The organism is Pseudomonas rhodesiae (genome assembly GCF_007858255.1).
Taxonomy (GTDB): domain Bacteria; phylum Pseudomonadota; class Gammaproteobacteria; order Pseudomonadales; family Pseudomonadaceae; genus Aquipseudomonas; species Aquipseudomonas rhodesiae.
In genome coordinates this window covers 40,772-57,904 of sequence record NZ_VFEU01000004.1, presented here as the reverse complement: position 1 = coordinate 57,904, position 17,133 = coordinate 40,772, and the positions used below count along the sequence as shown (strand labels likewise).

Genomic DNA, 17,133 nt, shown 5'->3' with positions numbered 1-17,133 from the left:
GGGAAATCCCCTCTGCATCTTTCACTTAGTCTGTCAGCTAAATTACCAGTTGATGTAGGTCCTGCCTGTTTTAGTGGCAGGGCATTGATGCTTCTAAATCCGGCGCGCATGGTCGGGGTTCTGTCATTCTAAAAAGGACAACCGCCATGCTGGTCTTAAGCCGCGCTGTAGGCGAAAGCATTGCCATCGGCGATGAAATCGCCCTGCACATCGTCGAGTTGAACGGTAACCAAGTGAAGTTCGGCATCCACGCACCGGCCGGGGTGAATGTTCATCGCGCCGAGGTGCATCAGAAAATCCGCAAACGCCAAGCTGCCGCCACACACCCGGCGGCAGTCCCCAACCCCTGAAGATCCTCCGTCAATCGAACAGATGCTTGGGCACGTCGTGCTTGAGCATCAGTTGGCACTGTTCGCTCTCAGGGTCGAACACAATTAGGGCCTGGCCCTTGGTCAGCGCCTGGCGCACACGTAGCACGCGGGTTTCCAGGGGCGTGTCGTCACCGTTGTCGGTGCCATCGCGGGTCACGAAGTCTTCGATAAGGCGCGTCAGGGTATCGACTTCAAGTGCATCGTAGGGAATCAGCATACAAGCCTCGGGTGTTGGATCCCGGCGATCCTACTGCGCCGGGACCCCAGTTGCCAGTGTCAGGACTTTTGACCCACCAGGCTGTCCACCGACGGCACTCGCGTGTCGCTCTCCATCTGCGTTTCGTGCTCGATCTGGTGACTGAAGCGGTCCAGTGAACCCTGGGCCGGTTGCGCATCGCTGGCGAATACCGGCGGGCTGAGGATATACGCACCCAGCAGACGACTCAGGGCGGCAAGGCTGTCGATATGGGTGCGTTCGTAGCCGTGGGTGGCATCGCAGCCGAATGCCAGCAACGCGGTGCGGATATCGTGGCCGGCGGTCACCGCCGAATGGGCATCGCTGAAGTAATAGCGGAACAGGTCGCGGCGCACCGGCAGTTCGTTATCCGCCGCCAGCCGCAGCAGGTGCCGGGACAGGTGGTAGTCGTACGGCCCGCCGGAATCCTGCATGGCCACACTCACCGCATGTTCGCTGGAGTGCTGACCGGGGGCGACCGGCGCGATGTCGATACCCACGAATTCACTCACATCCCACGGCAGCGCCGCCGCCGCACCACTGCCGGTTTCCTCGGTGATGGTGAACAGCGGGTGACAGTCGATCAGCAACGGTTCGCCGCTATCGACAATCGCCTTGAGCGCGGCGAGGAGGGCGGCGACGCCGGCTTTGTCATCCAGGTGACGGGCGCTGATATGTCCGCTTTCGGTGAACTCGGGCAGTGGGTCGAATGCCACGTAGTCACCCACGCTGATGCCCAGGGAATCGCAGTCGGCACGGGTCGCGCAGTAGGCGTCCAGGCGCAGTTCGACATGGTCCCAGCTCACTGGCATTTCATCCACGGCGGTGTTGAATGCGTGCCCGGAGGCCATCAGGGGCAACACGCTGCCGCGGATCACGCCGTTGTCGGTGAACAGGCTGACGCGGCTGCCTTCGGCAAAGCGGCTCGACCAGCAGCCCACCGGCGCCAGGGTCAGGCGGCCGTTGTCCTTGATCGCGCGCACGGCGGCGCCGATGGTGTCCAAGTGCGCCGACACTGCGCGGTCCGGGCTGTTTTTCTGACCTTTGAGGGTGGCGCGAATGGTGCCGCGCCGGGTCATTTCAAATGGAATGCCCAGTTCTTCCAGACGCTCGGCCACATACCGCACGATGGTGTCGGTAAAACCGGTAGGGCTGGGAATGGCGAGCATTTCCAGCAGGACTTTTTGCAGGTAGTTGAGATCCGGTTCGGGAATGGTTCGGGTCATAAAGGTTTCCTTTAGTTGCAAGCGTTGAGCTGCAAGCTTCAAGTTAAAAGCGGTATCTGAGGCTTGCCGGTAATGCCCTACTCTTGAAGCTCGCAGCTTGTAACTCGAGGCTTCTAACTGTGTGGAAATAGAAGGTCTACAAATCGCTCGGCCGTTGGCTGCGGCTCGTGGTTGGCCAGGCCGGCCCGTTCGTTGGCTTCGATAAACACGTACTCGGGTTGATCGGCGGCGGGCACCATCAGGTCCAGGCCCACCATGGGGATGTCCAGGGCCCGAGCGGCGCGCACGGCGGCGTCCACCAGCGTGGGGTGCAGGATTGCGGTGACGTCCTCCAGGCAACCGCCGGTGTGCAGGTTGGCGGTGCGACGCACGGCCAGGGTTTTGCCGCGTGGCAGGATGCTGGTGTAGTCATAACCGGCAGCGGCGAGGGTGCGTTCGGTTTCGGCGTCCAATGGGATCTTGCTTTCGCCGTCGGTGGCGGCCTGGCGGCGTCGGCTCTGGGCTTCGATCAGCGCGCCGATGGAATGCTGACCATCGCCGGTGATTTCAGCGGGGCGCCGGATTGCGGCGGCAACCACTTCGAAGCCGATCACCAGAATGCGCAGGTCCAAGCCCTCGTGGAAGCTCTCCAACAGCACACGACTGTCGAACTGCCGCGCCGCTTCGATGGCCTGCTGCACCTCTTCGATGGTTTGCAGATCCACGGCCACGCCCTGGCCTTGCTCGCCGTCGAGGGGCTTGACCACGACGCGCTGATGTTCGTCGAGAAATTCCAGATTGTCGTCGGCGCTGCCCGCCAACTGCTGGGACGGCACGTTCAACCCGGCTGCCTTGAAGGCTTTGTGGGTCAGACTCTTGTCCTGGCACAGGGTCATGCTGATGGCGCTGGTCAGGTCGCTCAGCGACTCGCGGCAGCGCACGCGGCGCCCGCCGTGGCTGAGGGTGAAGAGGCCGGCGTCGGCATCGTCCACCTGCACATCGATGCCACGGCGATGGGCCTCTTCAACGATGATCCGCGCATAGGGGTTGAACTCCGCCTGCGGACCGGGGCCAAGGAACAACGGCTGGTTGATGCCGTTCTTGCGCTTGATCGCAAACGTGGTCAGCGCGCGAAAACCCAGCTTGGCGTAGAGGTTCTTGGCCTGGCGGTTATCGTGCAGTACCGACAGGTCAAGGTAGCTCAGGCCACGGCTCATAAAGTGTTCGACCAAGTGGCGCACCAGCACTTCGCCCACGCCGGGGCGGGTGCACTGCGGGTCGACCGCCAGGCACCAGAGGCTGCAACCGTTTTCAGGGTCGTGGAAGGCTTTTTGATGATTCAGCCCCATCACACTGCCGATCACTGCGCCGCTGTCTTCATCTTCAGCCAGCCAGTAGACCGGGCCGCCCTGATGACGCGGGGTGAGGCGTTCAGCGTCCACCGGCAACATGCCGCGGCCTTGATACAACCGGTTGACCGCCTGCCAATCCGCCTCGCTCTGTACGCGACGAATACGAAACCCGCGAAAAACACGAGTGGCCGGGCGGTAATCACTGAACCACAGGCGCAAGGTGTCGGACGGGTCGAGGAATAATTGCTGCGGGTCGATCCCCAGAATCTGCTGGGGCGCGGCCACATACAGCGCGATATCGCGCTCGCCCGGCTGCTCCTTGAGCAGTTCCTGGGCCAGGCTGGACGGGTCTGGGAAGGTGTGACCGATCAACAAGCGGCCCCAGCCGCAATGCACGGCAATCGGCTCGGCGGCCAGGGGGCTGCCATCTTCGGCCAGGCGGGCTTGCAGGCGCTCATAGGTCGGCGTCTGGCCCTTCAGCAAACGTTGGCTGTAAGCCGCGGCGTGAGGTTTCATCAATCAGATTCCTTGTTCGCTGAGCCACAGGTTCAGCGCCGCCAGTTGCCACAGTTTGGAGCCGCGCAGCGGGGTCAATTGGCCTTGAGGGTCGGTCAGCAGACGATCGAGCATGGCCGGGTTGAACAGGCCTCGGTCTTGACTCGGGTCCAGCAGCAGTTCACGGACCCAATTCAAGGTGTCGCCCTGCAAGTGCTTGAGGCCGGGCACGGGGAAGTAGCCCTTCTTGCGGTCGATGACTTCGCTGGGGATCACTCGGCGCGCGGCTTCTTTCAGCACTTGCTTGCCGCCATCGGGCAGTTTGAACTTACCTGGCACACGGGCCGAGAGTTCCACCAGGCGGTAGTCGAGGAAGGGCGTGCGCGCTTCCAGGCCCCAGGCCATGGTCATGTTGTCGACGCGTTTGACCGGGTCGTCCACCAGCATCACCGTGCTGTCCAGGCGCAGGGCCTTGTCCACTGCAGCATCGGCGCCCGGCATCGCAAAATGCTCGCGCACAAAATCGCCGGCAGCGTCGTTGGCGGTCAGCCACTTGGGCGCGACGGTGGCCGCATAGTCGTCGTAGCTGCGGTCGAAAAAGGCTTCGCGATAGGCTGCGTACGGATCGCTGGCGCCATCGACCTGCGGGTACCAGTGGTAACCGGCGAACAATTCGTCGGCGCCCTGGCCGCTCTGCACCACCTTGCAATGCTTGGCTACTTCTCGCGACAGCAGGTAGAACGCGATGCAGTCGTGGCTGACCATCGGCTCGCTCATGGCGCGGAACGCCGCCGGCAGTTGCTCGATGATTTCGCTTTCGGCAATGCGCAATTGGTGATGGCGCGTGCCGTAGTGCTTGGCGATCAGGTCCGAGTACTGGAACTCGTCGCCGCGCTCACCGCCGGCATCTTCAAAACCGATGGAAAATGTCGACAGGTCCTGCACGCCGACTTCACGCAACAGCCCCACGAGCATGCTCGAATCCACACCACCGGACAGCAGCACGCCCACATCCACTGCGGCACGTTGGCGGATCGCCACGGCTTCGCGGGTGCTGTCGAGTACACGGTCGGTCCAGTCTTGCAGGGTCAGGTGTTTCTCATCGTCATGGGGACCGTAGGGCAGGGTCCACCAGGTTTTCTGCTCGATGTTGCCCTGGGCGTCGATGCGCATCCAACTGGCCGGAGGCAGCTTCTCGATGCCCGCCAGCAAGGTGCGCGGCGCTGGCACCACGGCGTGGAAATTCAGGTAGTGATTGAGCGCCACCGGATCGAGGATTGGGTTGATATCGCCGCCCTTGAGCAGCGCCGGCAATGCCGAGGCAAAGCGCAGGCGCTGGCCGGTGCGCGACAGGTACAACGGCTTCACGCCAAGGCGGTCGCGGGCGATAAACAGCCGCTGCGCGTCGCGCTCCCAGATGGCGAAGGCAAACATGCCATTGAGCTTGGGCAGTAGCGCTTCGCCCCAGGCGTGATAACCCTTGAGCAGCACTTCGGTGTCGCCTCCGGAATAGAACGCGTATCCGAGGGCTTCAAGTTCCTCGCGCAGCTCCGGAAAGTTATAGATCGCGCCGTTGAATGCCAGGGACAGCCCGAGTTGAGCGTCGACCATCGGCTGGGCGGAGCCATCCGACAGGTCCATGATTTTCAGGCGGCGATGGCCCAGGGCAATCGGCCCTTGGGCATGGAAGCCCCACGCGTCAGGGCCGCGTGGCGCCAAATGATGGGTGATGCGCTCAACCGCAGCCAGGTCGGCAGGTTGGGCATCGAAACGTAACTCACCAGCTAATCCGCACATAAATTCCTTACCGGTTTTTCCGTTGGGGAGGGATAGAAGTACCGCGCGCCAAAACGGCGGGTACCCAGAGACTGACCCGAGCAGATTGTGGGAGTTTTAGAACAATACGTTATAAGGCAATGGGCCTTGTCGGCCCACGCGGCCTTGATTGGCCGCGCGGTGGGGATGGCAGCACAGGGTGGCTGGGGTTATGACGCGCCGCTGCCACGAATCAGCGTGCGCAAGGCGAAACGGTTCGGATGGCAAGCTTCGGCCACGCTGCGCGGCAGTGGCAACGGTTCGTTATCCAGCCAGGCCGCCAGCAGTTCCGCACACAGCGGCGCCGTGACCAAACCGCGCGAGCCATGGCCGCTGTTGATGTACAGGCCGTCGAGCCACGGGCAGGCAGTGGCGGGGATCTGGCGTGCATCCTTGCGCAGGGCGGCATAAGCCTGGTCGAACGCGCCGCGCTCGGCCAGTGGCCCGACAATCGGCAGGTAGTCGGGGCTGGTGCAACGGAACGCGGCGCGGCCTTGCAGCTGTTCAACGGGCAGTTGGTCGGCGTTCAGGCGCTGCGTGAGGTCTTCGGAGATCTCCCGCAGCATGTCCAGGTTGCCCAGGTGTTCGGCGTGCGTCGGCGCCAGGTCGTCGCTCTTGAAATCGAAGCTGGCTCCCAGGGTGTGCTCGCCCAAACGCGGTGGAGCCACGTAGCCCTCCGCGCAGACCACGGTGGCCAGGGCTTGGCTGGCGACGGTCTGCGGCAAGCGGGTGATTTGCCCGCGAATGCGTTTGAGCGGCAGTTCGGCACTGGCCGGGAAGCGCTTGATTTCGGCGGCGCCGGCCAGCACCACCACGCTGGCGCTGGCCAGTACGGTGTCGCCGTCGAGGGCCTGCCACTGGCCTTGGACCTGTTGCAGCGCCAGCACGTCACGGTGTTGCAACACCTCGATCAACGGGTGCCGTGCCTGCCATTCACACAGCGCCGGCGGGTGCACCCAACCGCCTTCGGGGAAGAACAACCCACCGTGTTCCAATGCCACCCCGGCCCGGGCCTGGGCCTGGGCCGGGTCCAATACATGCAACAGCGTCGGGCTGAACGCCGCTGCCAGTTGGGCCTGGCGTTCGGCTTCCTTGGCGTTGAAGGCCAGTTGCAGTACGCCGCAGCCGTCCCAGTCGACGCCACGGTGCAGGTGTTCGAGCAGGCGCCGGGTGTGGCCGAACCCGCTGAGGATCAACTGCGACAACGCGGTGCCGTGGGCCGATAACTTGAGGTACAGCACACCCTGGGGATTGCCCGAAGCTTCCTCGGCCAGGCCCGCGTGGCGCTCCAGCAATTGCACGCGCCAGCCGCGCGCGGCGAGGCTGGCGGCGGTGGTGCAACCGGCCAGGCCACCGCCGATCACCAACGCGCTGCGTTCGCCGTAGACCGGCGCGGGGCGCGCGAACCAGGGTTTGATCGGTGCTGGCGCCGCTGTGTCGGCCGGCCAGCCGAGAAACTCGCCGCGCAGGATCTCCCATTTATGCCCGATGCCTGGCGTGCGTTTCATCTTGAACCCGGCGGCATTGATCAAGCGTCGCACCCAGCCGGTGCTGGTGAAGGTGCTGATGGTCGAGCCAGGGGCCGCCAGCCGCGCCAGTTCGGCGAACAGCTCGGCGGTCCACATGTCGGGGTTCTTGGCCGGGGCGAACCCGTCGAGAAACCACGCGTCGACCTGGGCGTCCAGTTGCGGCAATTGCTCCATGGCATCGCCGATCAGCAGGGTCAAGGTCACGCGGCCGCTGTCCAGCAGCAGTCGTTGAAAACCGGGATGGATGGCGTGGTACTGCGCCAGCAAACGCGCGGCGAACGGTTGCAGCTGCGGCCAGAGAGCGAGGGCGCGTTGCAGGTCGGCGTGGGTGAGAGGGTATTTTTCCACGCTGATAAAGTGCAGGCGCGCGTCGGCACAGGCGTGCTGCTCGAACAACTGCCAGGCGCAGAGAAAATTCAAGCCGGTGCCGAAGCCGGTTTCACCGATGACCAGGCGCTCCCCCGGTTTGAGGGCGGCGAAGCGTTCGCGCAGGCGGTTCTGTTCCAGAAACACGTAGCGGGTTTCTTCCAGGCCCGATTGGTCGGAGAAATACACGTCGTCGAACACCCGCGAATGCGGGCGACCTTCTGCGTCCCAGTCGAGCTGGGCATTGGGCGATACGGAGGTCATGGGCGGCTCATAACTAAGCAGGCGAAAGCAAGGCGGCCATTCTAGCCGATCAACCCCATTTGAATTGACCCACAGCAAGGGCGCGTTGAATTTCCTTCCGCACGGCGTTGCCCAATCCGCTAGTCTTGCTCACTTCTGGAACGGAGCCGCCCATGTTCGAATCTGCCGAAATCGGTCACGCCATCGACAAAGCCATCTACGACGCCGAAGTCCCGGCCCTGCGCGAAGCCTTGCTGGAGGTGCAGTACGAACTGCACCAGCAAAAACGCTTCCCGGTAATCGTGCTGATCAACGGCATAGAAGGGGCGGGCAAGGGTGAAACGGTCAAGTTGCTCAACGAGTGGATGGACCCGCGCCTGATCGAGGTGCGCACCTTCGATCAGCAGACCGACGAAGAATTGGCGCGCCCACCGGCCTGGCGCTACTGGCGCCAACTGCCTGCCAAGGGCCGCATGGGGGTGTTTTTCGGCAACTGGTACAGCCAGATGCTGCAAGGCCGCGTACACGGCCAGATCAAGAATGCCCGGCTCGACCAGGCCATCGCCGGCGCCGAACGTTTGGAAAAAATGCTCTGCGACGAAGGCGCGCTGATCTTCAAGTTCTGGTTCCACCTCTCCAAGAAGCAAATGAAGGCACGGCTCAAGGCCCTGGCCGACGACCCGCTGCACAGCTGGCGCATCAGCCCGCTGGACTGGCAACAGTCCCAAACCTACGACAAGTTCGTGCATTTCGGTGAGCGCGTGCTGCGCCGCACCAGCCGCGACTATGCGCCCTGGCATGTGATCGAAGGGGTCGACCCGTATTACCGTGGCCTGACCGTGGGCAAGATCCTCCTCGAAGGCTTGCAAAACGCTCTGAAAATGGCCAAGGCCAGGAGCAGCGGCATGAACCCCGCGCCGCTGGTGGCCTCGGTGGACCGCAAGAGCCTGCTCGACAGCCTCGACATGACATTGCGCCTGGACAAAGACGATTACGAAGAACAGCTGATCACCGAGCAGGCGCGCCTCTCCGGTTTGATGCGCGACAAACGCATGCGCAAGCACGCGCTGGTCACGGTGTTCGAAGGCAACGATGCGGCGGGCAAGGGCGGCGCCATCCGTCGCGTGGCGGCGGCGCTGGACCCGCGCCAGTACCACATCGTGCCGATTGCCGCGCCGAGCGAAGACGAACGAGCCCAGCCGTACCTGTGGCGCTTCTGGCAGAAAATCCCGGCGCGCGGCATGTTCACCGTGTTCGACCGCTCATGGTACGGCCGCGTGCTGGTGGAGCGTATCGAAGGCTTCTGCACTTCGGCGGACTGGATGCGCGCCTATGGCGAGATCAACGATTTCGAAGAGCAACTGCGCGATGCCGGGGTGATCGTGGTCAAGTTCTGGCTGGCCATCGACAAGGACACCCAACTGGAGCGCTTCCAGGCGCGCGAGTCGATCCCATTCAAACGCTTCAAAATCACCGAAGACGACTGGCGCAACCGCGACAAGTGGGACGACTACCGCACCGCCGTGGGCGACATGGTCGACCGCACCAGCACCGAGGTGTCGGCGTGGACATTGGTGGAAGCCAATGACAAGCGCTGGGCGCGGGTCAAGGTGCTGCGCACCATCAACCGCGCGTTGGAGGATGCGTTTGCCCAGTCCGAAAAGCACGATAAAAAGACCAAAAAATAATCACGCCCTGTATGACAGACCGGACCGCGTGGTGGTGAGCTGGCTTGCTGTGGCGAGCGGGCTCATCACCTCCTCAGCGCCCCCGCCGAGCCATGCTTTTGCATACGCCGGATGAATGATCATCGCGGTCTGGCAGGTGCGGATCTATCCTCGATCCATCTCCCAACAATGACAAGATCGAGGTAGCCCATGCGTGAAGTAGTGATCGTCGACAGCGTGCGAACCGGCCTGGCCAAGTCCTTTCGCGGCAAATTCAACCAGACCCGTCCCGATGACATGGCGGCCCATTGCGTCAACGCGCTGCTGAGCCGCAACGGCCTCGACCCGGCCAGTGTGGAAGACTGCATCGTCGGTGCCGGTTCCAACGAGGGCGCCCAGGGCTACAACATCGGGCGCAATGTGGCGGTGCTCTCGCAATTGGGTACCGGCACGGCAGGCATGACCCTCAACCGCTTCTGTTCCTCGGGGTTGCAGGCGATCGCGATCGCGGCCAACCAGATCGCTTCCGGCTGCAGCGACATCATCGTTGCCGGCGGCGTGGAGTCCATCAGCCTGACCATGAAAAGCGTCAACACCGATAACCTGATCAACCCGCTGCTCAAGGAGCAAGTGCCGGGCATCTACTTTCCCATGGGCCAGACCGCCGAGATCGTCGCGCGGCGCTACCACGTCAGCCGCGAAGCCCAGGACCTCTACGCCCTGCAAAGCCAGCAACGTACGGCCCAGGCCCAGGCGGACGGCTTGTTCGACGATGAAATCGTGGCCATGGCGGTCAAGTACAAAGTCGAAGACAAAAACACCGGCGCGGTGCAGATCCTTGACGGCGTGGTCGACCGTGACGACTGCAACCGTCCCGACACCACCCTGGAGAGCCTGGCTGGGTTGAAACCGGTATTTGCCGAAGACGGTTCGGTGACGGCGGGCAACTCCTCGCAACTCTCCGACGGTGCCTCGATGACCCTGGTGATGAGCCTGGACAAGGCTCTGGAGCTGGGGCTCAAGCCCAAAGCGTTTTTCCGTGGGTTCGCCGTCGCCGGTTGCGAGCCGGACGAAATGGGCATCGGCCCGGTGTTCTCGGTGCCCAAGTTGCTCAAGGCCAAGGGCCTGCAAGTGGCGGACATCGACCTGTGGGAACTCAACGAGGCATTCGCGTCGCAGTGCCTGTACGCACGGGACCGCCTGGACATCGATAACGCCAAATACAACGTCAACGGTGGATCGATCTCCATCGGTCATCCGTTCGGCATGACCGGCTCGCGGCAAGTGGGTCACCTAGTGCGCGAGTTGCAGCGGCGCAACCTGCGTTACGGCATCGTCACTATGTGTGTGGGCGGCGGCATGGGCGCCACCGGCTTGTTCGAAGCCGTGCGCTAACCCACAGGTGGGAGGGGCGAGGCCTCTCCCACCGTTAAACAGCACCGTATCCCAATGCGTGCGCTTGCCCCTAGAATGGCCGCTCCTCCACCTCTGGCATTTTTTGGGGCACTCATGCATATCTCTTCCGGCCGCTGGGTCTACGGTTTCTTCCTGACCCTGCTGACCGCGCTGCTCTGGGGCATTTTGCCGATCAAACTCAAGCAAGTATTGCAAGTGATGGACCCGATCACGGTGACCTGGTTTCGCCTGACGGTGGCCGGCAGTTGCCTGTTCGTTTACCTGGCCGCCACCAAGCGCTTGCCCAGTCGCAAGGTGTTGGGTCCCAAGGGCGGTTGGCTGGTGGCCATGGCGGTGTGCGGCCTGGTGGGCAACTACGTGTTGTATTTGGTGGGCCTCAAGCTGCTCAGCCCCGGCACGGCGCAATTGGTGGTGCAAATGGGCCCGATCTTTCTGATGATCGCCAGTGTGTTTGTGTTCAAGGAACGCTTCAGCCTGGGCCAGGTGATTGGCCTGGTGGTGCTGATTGTCGGGTTCGGGCTGTTCTTCAACCAGCGGCTGACGGAGTTGCTTACCTCCCTCGGCGCCTATACCGCCGGTGTACTGACGGTGCTGCTCGCCACCTCCATCTGGGTGTTCTACGCACTGGGCCAAAAGCAGTTGCTCACGGTGTGGAATTCGTTGCAGGTGATGATGGTGATTTATCTCTGCTGCGCCGTGCTGCTGACCCCCTGGGCGCATCCGCTGGAAGCCCTGCAACTGAGCCTGCTGCAAGGCTGGCTGCTGCTGGCGTGCTGCATGAACACCCTGGTGGCATACGGCGCGTTCGCCGAAGCCCTGGCCCATTGGGAGGCGTCGCGGGTCAGCGCGACCCTGGCGCTCACGCCCTTGGTGACCTTCGTCGCGGTAGCGCTGGCGGCGTGGCTGTGGCCCGACTATGTGCAGGCCGAAGAGATCAACGCCCTCGGCTATTTCGGCGCGGTGGTGGTGGTATTGGGCTCGGCGGCGGTTGCCCTGGCGCCGTCGTTGTTCGCCGGGCTCAAGGCCCGGCGATTGCGCATGGCGCCTTAATGCCCCGCCTCCAGCATGTTTTCCGGGCGCACCCACTGGTCGAACTCGGCGTCGGTGAGGTAGCCCAGGTCCAGCGCCGCTTGCCGTAGCGTCAGGCCCTCGGCGTACGCTTTCTTGGCGATCTGCGCCGACTTGTCGTAGCCGATATGCGGGTTGAGCGCAGTGACCAGCATCAAACCGCGTTCCAGGTGCTCGGCCATCTGCCCGGCATCCGGTTCAAGCCCGGCGATGCAATGCTCTTGGAAGTTGTTGCAGCCATCGGCCAGCAGGCGGATCGATTCGAGCAAGTTGTGGATGATCACCGGCTTGTACACGTTCAACTGCAAGTGCCCTTGGCTTGCTGCGATGCCGATGGTCACGTCGTTGCCCAGCACCTGGCAGGCCAGCATCGACAGCGCTTCGCACTGAGTGGGGTTGACCTTGCCCGGCATGATCGAACTGCCCGGTTCATTGGCCGGCAGTTTCACCTCGGCCAGCCCGGCGCGCGGGCCCGAGCCCAGCAGGCGCAGGTCGTTGGCAATCTTCATCAGCGCCACGGCCAGGGTTTTCAGCGCGCCGTGCAAGGTCACCAGGGGCTCATGGCCGGACAGCGCGGCAAACTTGTTGGGCGCGGTAACGAACGGCAACCCGGACAGCGCCGCCAGCTCGGAAGCCATCGCCTCGCCGAAACCCTGAGGGGAATTGAGCCCGGTGCCCACCGCCGTACCGCCCTGGGCCAGCTCGCACACGGCGGGCAGGGCGCTGCGGATAGCTCTTTCGGCATAGTCGAGCTGGGCGATGAACGCCGAGATTTCCTGACCGAAGGTGATCGGCGTGGCGTCCATCATATGGGTGCGGCCGGTCTTCACCAGGTTCATATGCCGCGCCGAGAGTTCCGCCAAGCCGCCGGACAGGTAGGTGATCGCCGGTAACAGTTGTTGATGCACCGCCTGCACGGTGGCGATGCTCATGGCTGTGGGGAAGCAGTCGTTGGAGCTTTGCGAGCGGTTCACATGGTCGTTGGGGTGGACCGGGCTCTTGCCGCCACGGGTCTTGCCGGACAGCTCGTTAGCGCGGCCGGCGATGACTTCGTTAGCGTTCATGTTGCTCTGGGTGCCGCTGCCGGTCTGCCACACCACCAGGGGGAATTGATCGTCGTGTTGACCGTCGAGCACCTCATCGGCGGCCTGTTCGATCAGGCGCGCGATGTCGGCGGGCAAGTCGCCATTGCGGTCGTTGACCCGCGCCGCGGCTTTCTTGATCAGGGCCAGGGCATGCAGAACCGCCAGGGGCATGCGTTGCTCGCCAATCGCGAAATTGACCAGCGAGCGCTGGGTCTGCGCACCCCAGTAGGCGTCATCCGGCACCTCTACGTCGCCCAGGCTGTCGGTTTCGATACGGCTCATCGTGCATCCTCCTTATCCAGTCGAGAGAGGTCAGTTTAGGCCCTGGGCACGCAGATGGGTTCCACAAACTTTCTTCACTGGCGTCTGCGCCCCGCAAAACCAGGGCTGACAAGGGGTGGGGTTGAGCCGCGAGGTTTTTTAGGCGCAGAATGGTCGCCCTTGGGGTTTTACCTCGCCAGCTAGAAAGGAAACTCGATGACTCGTCTTCGTGCCATCTGTACCGCGGTTGCTCTGGTTTGCGCCAGCGGCCAGGTTTTTGCCGATACCGCCAGCCACAACGCCAGTGCCGAAGCCTTCCTGACCCTGGCCCATGCCGACAAGCTGGGTACCCCGGTGTACATGCAAGTGCAGCAAATGTTCGCCCAGCGTTTCGAGCAGACCAAGGCGCCCGCCGCCAAGCAATCGGTGCTCGACAGCTACCAGGCCAAGGCCAATGCCGCCCTGGACCAGGCCATCGGTTGGCCGAAGCTCAAGCCGGACATGGTCAAGCTTTACACCACCAACTTCAGCGAATCCGAACTCAAGGACCTGGTCGCGTTCTACCAGTCGCCGCTGGGTAAGAAAGTCCTGGAAAAAATGCCGCAACTGACCCAGCAATCGGCTCAGATGACCCAGGCCAAACTGGAAAGCGCCGTACCGGTGGTCAACAAGCTGTTGGAAGACATGACCAACGAGCTGACCCCAAAAGCCGCACCGGCCAAGAAGAAGTAAGCAGCAATGACTATGCAACAGCGTATCGAAACGGCGCTTGCCGCCCTGGCCCCGGATCACCTGAGCGTGCTGGACGAAAGCCATATGCACAGCCGTGGGTTGCAGACCCACTTCAAGGCAGTGTTGGTCAGCCAGCAGTTCGCCGGGCTTAACCGCGTCAAGCGCCATCAAAAGGTCTACGCCACATTGGGTGACCTGATGAGCGAGTTTCATGCGCTGGCGCTGCACACCTACACGCTCGAAGAATGGGCGACCATCGACGCAGCGCCGGCCTCGCCGACCTGCGCTGGCGGGCACGCGTAATGTGGCGGGCTTCAACCGGTGTTGACCGGTTGAAGCCCACATACCCGGCTACCGCCGCTCCCCGTTCAGGCTCCCTAGGCTCAGGTGACCATTGTGTCCTTGGAGTCATGAGTCCATGCCTGCTTCACTTCATCGCAATACGCCCTCGCTGACGGCGTTCGACCCCCGTGGTCTGCCAGTGCGCAACGTCGCTTACCACCGTGCCAGTGCCGAGGATGCGCCCACGCCCCGCGTGCGACGTGCTGTCCACAGTGCCAACGGTTTTGTGCTGGAGCAGTGGGACCCGCGCCTGCAAACCCAACCCAACCAACGTTATCTCTATAGCCTGTCCGGCGCGGTAGTGCGGCGTCAGGACGTGGACGCCGGCCTGCGCCTGCTGCTGGCCGCGCCGTCCGGGCAGGTGGTGCAGGCGTGGGATGGGCGCGGCGCCCATCAGCGGCATGAGTACGATGCGCTGCTGCGTCCGGTGGCGGTGTTCGAGCAAGCCGCCACGGATGCGCAACCGCGTTGTGTCGAGCGGCTGGTCTACGCCGCGCCTACCGAAGGACATCGCGCCTTGAACCGCAACGGCCGCCTGCTGCGGCATGCCGACCCGGCGGGCACCCAGATGTTTGACGCGTACGGGATGGGGGGCCAGGTGCTCAGCCAGACCCGGCGTTTTTGCCAGCTCGGCGCTGACGTCGACTGGCCACAGGCTGCCGCCGCCCAGGATGGGCTCCTGCAAAACCAGGCCTACACCACGCGCTGGCGGTTCGATGCATTGGGCGCCACGCTGGAGCAGATCGACGCCAGGGGCAATAGCCGGCAGTTCCTGTATGGCGTCGACGGGCAATTGCAAACAAGCAGCCTCAGTTTCAAGGACGGCGCGCGCAAAGCCTTGATCGAGCGCTGCCTTTATAACGCCGCCGGCCAGCTGGAATCGGCGCTGCTGGGCAACGGGGTGAGCCGCCAGGCGCACTACGGCGTCGAGGATGGCCGCTTGCAACGCTTGACCGCGCAGCGCGCGGGGGACACTTCGGCGCTTTTGCAGGACCTGCGCTACGCCTACGACCCGGTCGGCAACGTGGTCAGCCTGCTGGATCAGGCGCAACCGACGCAGTGGCACAGCAATACTCAAATCGAGGCCGCCAGTCACTACGCCTACGATTCGCTGTACCAGTTGATCCAGGCCACGGGGCGTGAAAGCGCGGTGGCGAGCATCGGCCCGGGGTTGCCGGCGCAAGTGTCTTTCGGCGCGACCGACAGCGGCCTGTGGCGCAATTACACCCAGCGCTATGAGTACGACGCCGCCGGCAACCTGACCCAGTTGCGCCATGCGCCGTCGACGGGCAGCGGTTACACACGCACCTTGCAGGTGGCGGATGACAGCAACCGTGGGCTGCGTGACGAAAGTTCGGCCCAGGGTTTTGATGCCAATGGCAACCAGCAATGGTTGGCGCGGGGCCAGCCGATGCATTGGAACGTGCGTAACCAATTGGCCAAGGTCACCCTCGTGCAACGCGAGGCCGAGCCCGACGATGAGGAAACCTACGTCTATGCCAGCGATGGTCAGCGCGCCCTCAAGCTTATCCATCGCCAAGTCGCCGGGCAGCGGCAAACGGCGCGAGTCTATTACTTGCCGGGCCTGGAGGTCCGCCACAGCCCGTCCCGTCAGTTGAATGTGCTGCGCGTCGAGGCGGGGCCATGCGCGGTCGAGGTGCTGCAATGGGAGCAGGGGCCGGATGCGGGCGCCGGCCATGAAGCGTTGCGCTTTTGCCTGACGGACCATCAATCCAGCCATACGCTGGAGCTGGACGAACAGGCGCAGTTGCTCAGCCAGGAGAGCTATTTTCCGTTTGGCGGCACGGCGTGGTGGGCGTCGCGCAATGCCTTGGAGGGGCACGAGAAAAGCCGGCGTTATTGCGGCAAAGAGCGCGATGCCAGCGGTTTGTACTATTACGGTTTTCGCTACTACGCGCCGTGGTTGCAGCGCTGGATCAACCCCGACCCGGCGGGCGCTGGCGACGGCTCGAACCCCTACCTGATGGCCAATAACAACCCCGTTACGCTTGTCGATGTGATGGGCCTTCAGCCGGCCGCTGCGGAAACCACACGCATAGTGGGCGGGCTGATCATCCTGTTGCTGTTTGCCTTGATGGGGTTGAGTGCCGGGACGTTGCACGGCGACGCGGCCAGCGGCGCAGCCGTGGGCGCGCTGATCGGAGGGCTGTTGTTCGGCGCCAGTCGTCTGCGCGGTTACCGTGAAATGCAGCCCCAGGCCATGGCCAGGGCAGATGAGGAGGCCGAGCAACAGTTCGCCCGGTCGGTCACGGAACTGGCCCTCGACTTGGCCCAGCAGGCGGGTTTGAGCCACCAAGAAACAGAGCGGCTGGTCAACTTCGCGTATGAGCGCCGCCATGGTGAAGAGGGCGTTTCGATTTATTTGTCTGTGAAGGAAGACCGCGTATTGGGTTATGTGGGGCCGGTGGATAGAACCGGACGGGTCGATACCTTGCTGACGGATACGCGTAACCCCGGCCCCGAGATGAGACGCATGGGCTTCAGCACCCTCGTGTTGCGTGGCCCCGCTCGGGCGTTGTCCCCCACCGGCGCTGCGCAAGGGGGGGGCGGCACCTTCGAGGTTGTCGCGACGACGCAGGCGGCGAGCGGCGGGCGTGCGCGCCGAGGCCGACAGTCCAGCGCCGCAGTGCCGGGCATGGCGCCTTCGGGCAGCTCTGCCGCGCTGCCGGTGATGCGCATCGACAGCGCATCCGTGGCCGATATCGACCCTCGTAGCCGTGCCGGACGCAGTATTGCCCTGACCCTCAGCCACCTGCGTGAACGTCGGTTTGGCGCGATTCACTGGCATCAGCACGACGATCGCCTGTGGTCGGCAGACCTGCACGGTTATGCCGCGACGCGCGGGCGTGGCGCCTACCGTTTGATGTTCAGGCACTTGGGCGGCAGCCACTATCGCGTGGAAGGCGTGCGTCAGCCGCACCGGCGCTGAC

The 17,133-nt window shown here is 63.5% G+C and carries 13 protein-coding genes; 7 read left to right on the top strand and 6 right to left on the bottom strand.

All coding sequences use genetic code 11. From position 1 onward, the window contains the following. Positions 1-146 precede the first annotated feature (146 nt). On the top strand, positions 147-350 hold the full coding sequence (gene csrA, locus FIV35_RS07215; protein WP_034099321.1) for a carbon storage regulator CsrA: 204 nt from the start codon (positions 147-149) through the stop codon (positions 348-350). Between the two features lie 10 nt (positions 351-360). On the opposite strand, the gene FIV35_RS07210 is transcribed toward csrA, so the two are convergent. The 5 genes from FIV35_RS07210 to mnmC form a co-directional block, all read right to left on the bottom strand. After that, positions 361-588: a YheU family protein gene (locus tag FIV35_RS07210; RefSeq protein ID WP_003192759.1), complete on the bottom strand. Its 228-nt coding sequence runs from the start codon at positions 586-588 to the stop codon at positions 361-363. Between the two features lie 59 nt (positions 589-647). Continuing rightward, positions 648-1,832 carry an osmoprotectant NAGGN system M42 family peptidase gene (locus tag FIV35_RS07205; RefSeq protein ID WP_034099320.1) on the bottom strand — a complete coding sequence of 395 codons (1,185 nt, stop codon included), beginning with the start codon at positions 1,830-1,832 and terminating at the stop codon, positions 648-650. A 113-nt stretch (positions 1,833-1,945) separates the two neighbouring features. Then, positions 1,946-3,679: an N-acetylglutaminylglutamine synthetase gene (gene ngg, locus FIV35_RS07200; RefSeq protein ID WP_034138784.1), complete on the bottom strand. Its 1,734-nt coding sequence runs from the start codon at positions 3,677-3,679 to the stop codon at positions 1,946-1,948. Positions 3,680-3,682: 3 nt separating this feature from the next. Then, positions 3,683-5,455, bottom strand: coding sequence for an N-acetylglutaminylglutamine amidotransferase (locus FIV35_RS07195; protein ID WP_034138783.1), 1,773 nt, complete (start codon positions 5,453-5,455; stop codon positions 3,683-3,685). A gap of 188 nt (positions 5,456-5,643) precedes the next feature. Next, on the bottom strand, positions 5,644-7,632 hold the full coding sequence (gene mnmC / locus FIV35_RS07190) for a bifunctional tRNA (5-methylaminomethyl-2-thiouridine)(34)-methyltransferase MnmC2/FAD-dependent 5-carboxymethylaminomethyl-2-thiouridine(34) oxidoreductase MnmC1 (RefSeq protein ID WP_034138782.1): 1,989 nt from the start codon (positions 7,630-7,632) through the stop codon (positions 5,644-5,646). A 152-nt stretch (positions 7,633-7,784) separates the two neighbouring features. On the opposite strand from mnmC, the gene pap reads away from it, so the two are divergent. From pap to FIV35_RS07175, 3 genes are all read left to right on the top strand, one after another. Further along, positions 7,785-9,299 carry a polyphosphate:AMP phosphotransferase gene (gene pap / locus FIV35_RS07185; RefSeq protein WP_034138781.1) on the top strand — a complete coding sequence of 505 codons (1,515 nt, stop codon included), beginning with the start codon at positions 7,785-7,787 and terminating at the stop codon, positions 9,297-9,299. 189 nt (positions 9,300-9,488) lie between these two features. Continuing rightward, positions 9,489-10,673 (top strand): thiolase family protein, encoded by a 1,185-nt coding sequence (locus FIV35_RS07180; RefSeq protein WP_034138780.1) that lies wholly within the window; start codon positions 9,489-9,491, stop codon positions 10,671-10,673. A gap of 114 nt (positions 10,674-10,787) precedes the next feature. Continuing rightward, positions 10,788-11,744, top strand: coding sequence for a DMT family transporter (locus tag FIV35_RS07175; protein WP_034138779.1), 957 nt, complete (start codon positions 10,788-10,790; stop codon positions 11,742-11,744). On the opposite strand, the gene FIV35_RS07170 is transcribed toward FIV35_RS07175, so the two are convergent. Continuing rightward, positions 11,741-13,129, bottom strand: coding sequence for a class II fumarate hydratase (locus FIV35_RS07170; protein WP_034099307.1), 1,389 nt, complete (start codon positions 13,127-13,129; stop codon positions 11,741-11,743). The two genes, FIV35_RS07175 and FIV35_RS07170, sit on opposite strands and share 4 nt — an antisense overlap. Before the next feature lie 195 nt (positions 13,130-13,324). Between FIV35_RS07170 and FIV35_RS07165 the strand changes: the two genes are divergently transcribed. The 3 genes from FIV35_RS07165 to FIV35_RS07155 all read left to right on the top strand — a co-directional run bounded on the left by FIV35_RS07165 (position 13,325) and on the right by FIV35_RS07155 (position 17,132). Continuing rightward, positions 13,325-13,840 carry a DUF2059 domain-containing protein gene (locus tag FIV35_RS07165; protein WP_032885944.1) on the top strand — a complete coding sequence of 172 codons (516 nt, stop codon included), beginning with the start codon at positions 13,325-13,327 and terminating at the stop codon, positions 13,838-13,840. 6 nt (positions 13,841-13,846) lie between these two features. Then, positions 13,847-14,143 (top strand): BolA family protein, encoded by a 297-nt coding sequence (locus FIV35_RS07160; RefSeq protein ID WP_034138778.1) that lies wholly within the window; start codon positions 13,847-13,849, stop codon positions 14,141-14,143. A 115-nt stretch (positions 14,144-14,258) separates the two neighbouring features. Further along, a complete protein-coding gene (locus FIV35_RS07155; RefSeq protein WP_034138777.1) occupies positions 14,259-17,132 on the top strand; it encodes an RHS repeat-associated core domain-containing protein in 2,874 nt (957 codons plus the stop codon). The last annotated feature ends 1 nt before the right edge of the window (position 17,133 follow it).

Coding starts and splice junctions, on each gene's coding strand:
- FIV35_RS07155 (WP_034138777.1), top strand. CDS start 14,259: ATGCCTGCTTCACTTCATCGCAATACGCCCTCGCTGACGGCGTTCGAC.
- FIV35_RS07195 (WP_034138783.1), bottom strand. CDS start 5,455: ATGTGCGGATTAGCTGGTGAGTTACGTTTCGATGCCCAACCTGCCGAC.
- FIV35_RS07180 (WP_034138780.1), top strand. CDS start 9,489: ATGCGTGAAGTAGTGATCGTCGACAGCGTGCGAACCGGCCTGGCCAAG.
- FIV35_RS07165 (WP_032885944.1), top strand. CDS start 13,325: ATGACTCGTCTTCGTGCCATCTGTACCGCGGTTGCTCTGGTTTGCGCC.
- FIV35_RS07175 (WP_034138779.1), top strand. CDS start 10,788: ATGCATATCTCTTCCGGCCGCTGGGTCTACGGTTTCTTCCTGACCCTG.
- csrA (WP_034099321.1), top strand. CDS start 147: ATGCTGGTCTTAAGCCGCGCTGTAGGCGAAAGCATTGCCATCGGCGAT.
- ngg (WP_034138784.1), bottom strand. CDS start 3,679: ATGAAACCTCACGCCGCGGCTTACAGCCAACGTTTGCTGAAGGGCCAG.
- FIV35_RS07170 (WP_034099307.1), bottom strand. CDS start 13,129: ATGAGCCGTATCGAAACCGACAGCCTGGGCGACGTAGAGGTGCCGGAT.
- FIV35_RS07210 (WP_003192759.1), bottom strand. CDS start 588: ATGCTGATTCCCTACGATGCACTTGAAGTCGATACCCTGACGCGCCTT.
- FIV35_RS07205 (WP_034099320.1), bottom strand. CDS start 1,832: ATGACCCGAACCATTCCCGAACCGGATCTCAACTACCTGCAAAAAGTC.
- pap (WP_034138781.1), top strand. CDS start 7,785: ATGTTCGAATCTGCCGAAATCGGTCACGCCATCGACAAAGCCATCTAC.
- mnmC (WP_034138782.1), bottom strand. CDS start 7,632: ATGACCTCCGTATCGCCCAATGCCCAGCTCGACTGGGACGCAGAAGGT.
- FIV35_RS07160 (WP_034138778.1), top strand. CDS start 13,847: ATGACTATGCAACAGCGTATCGAAACGGCGCTTGCCGCCCTGGCCCCG.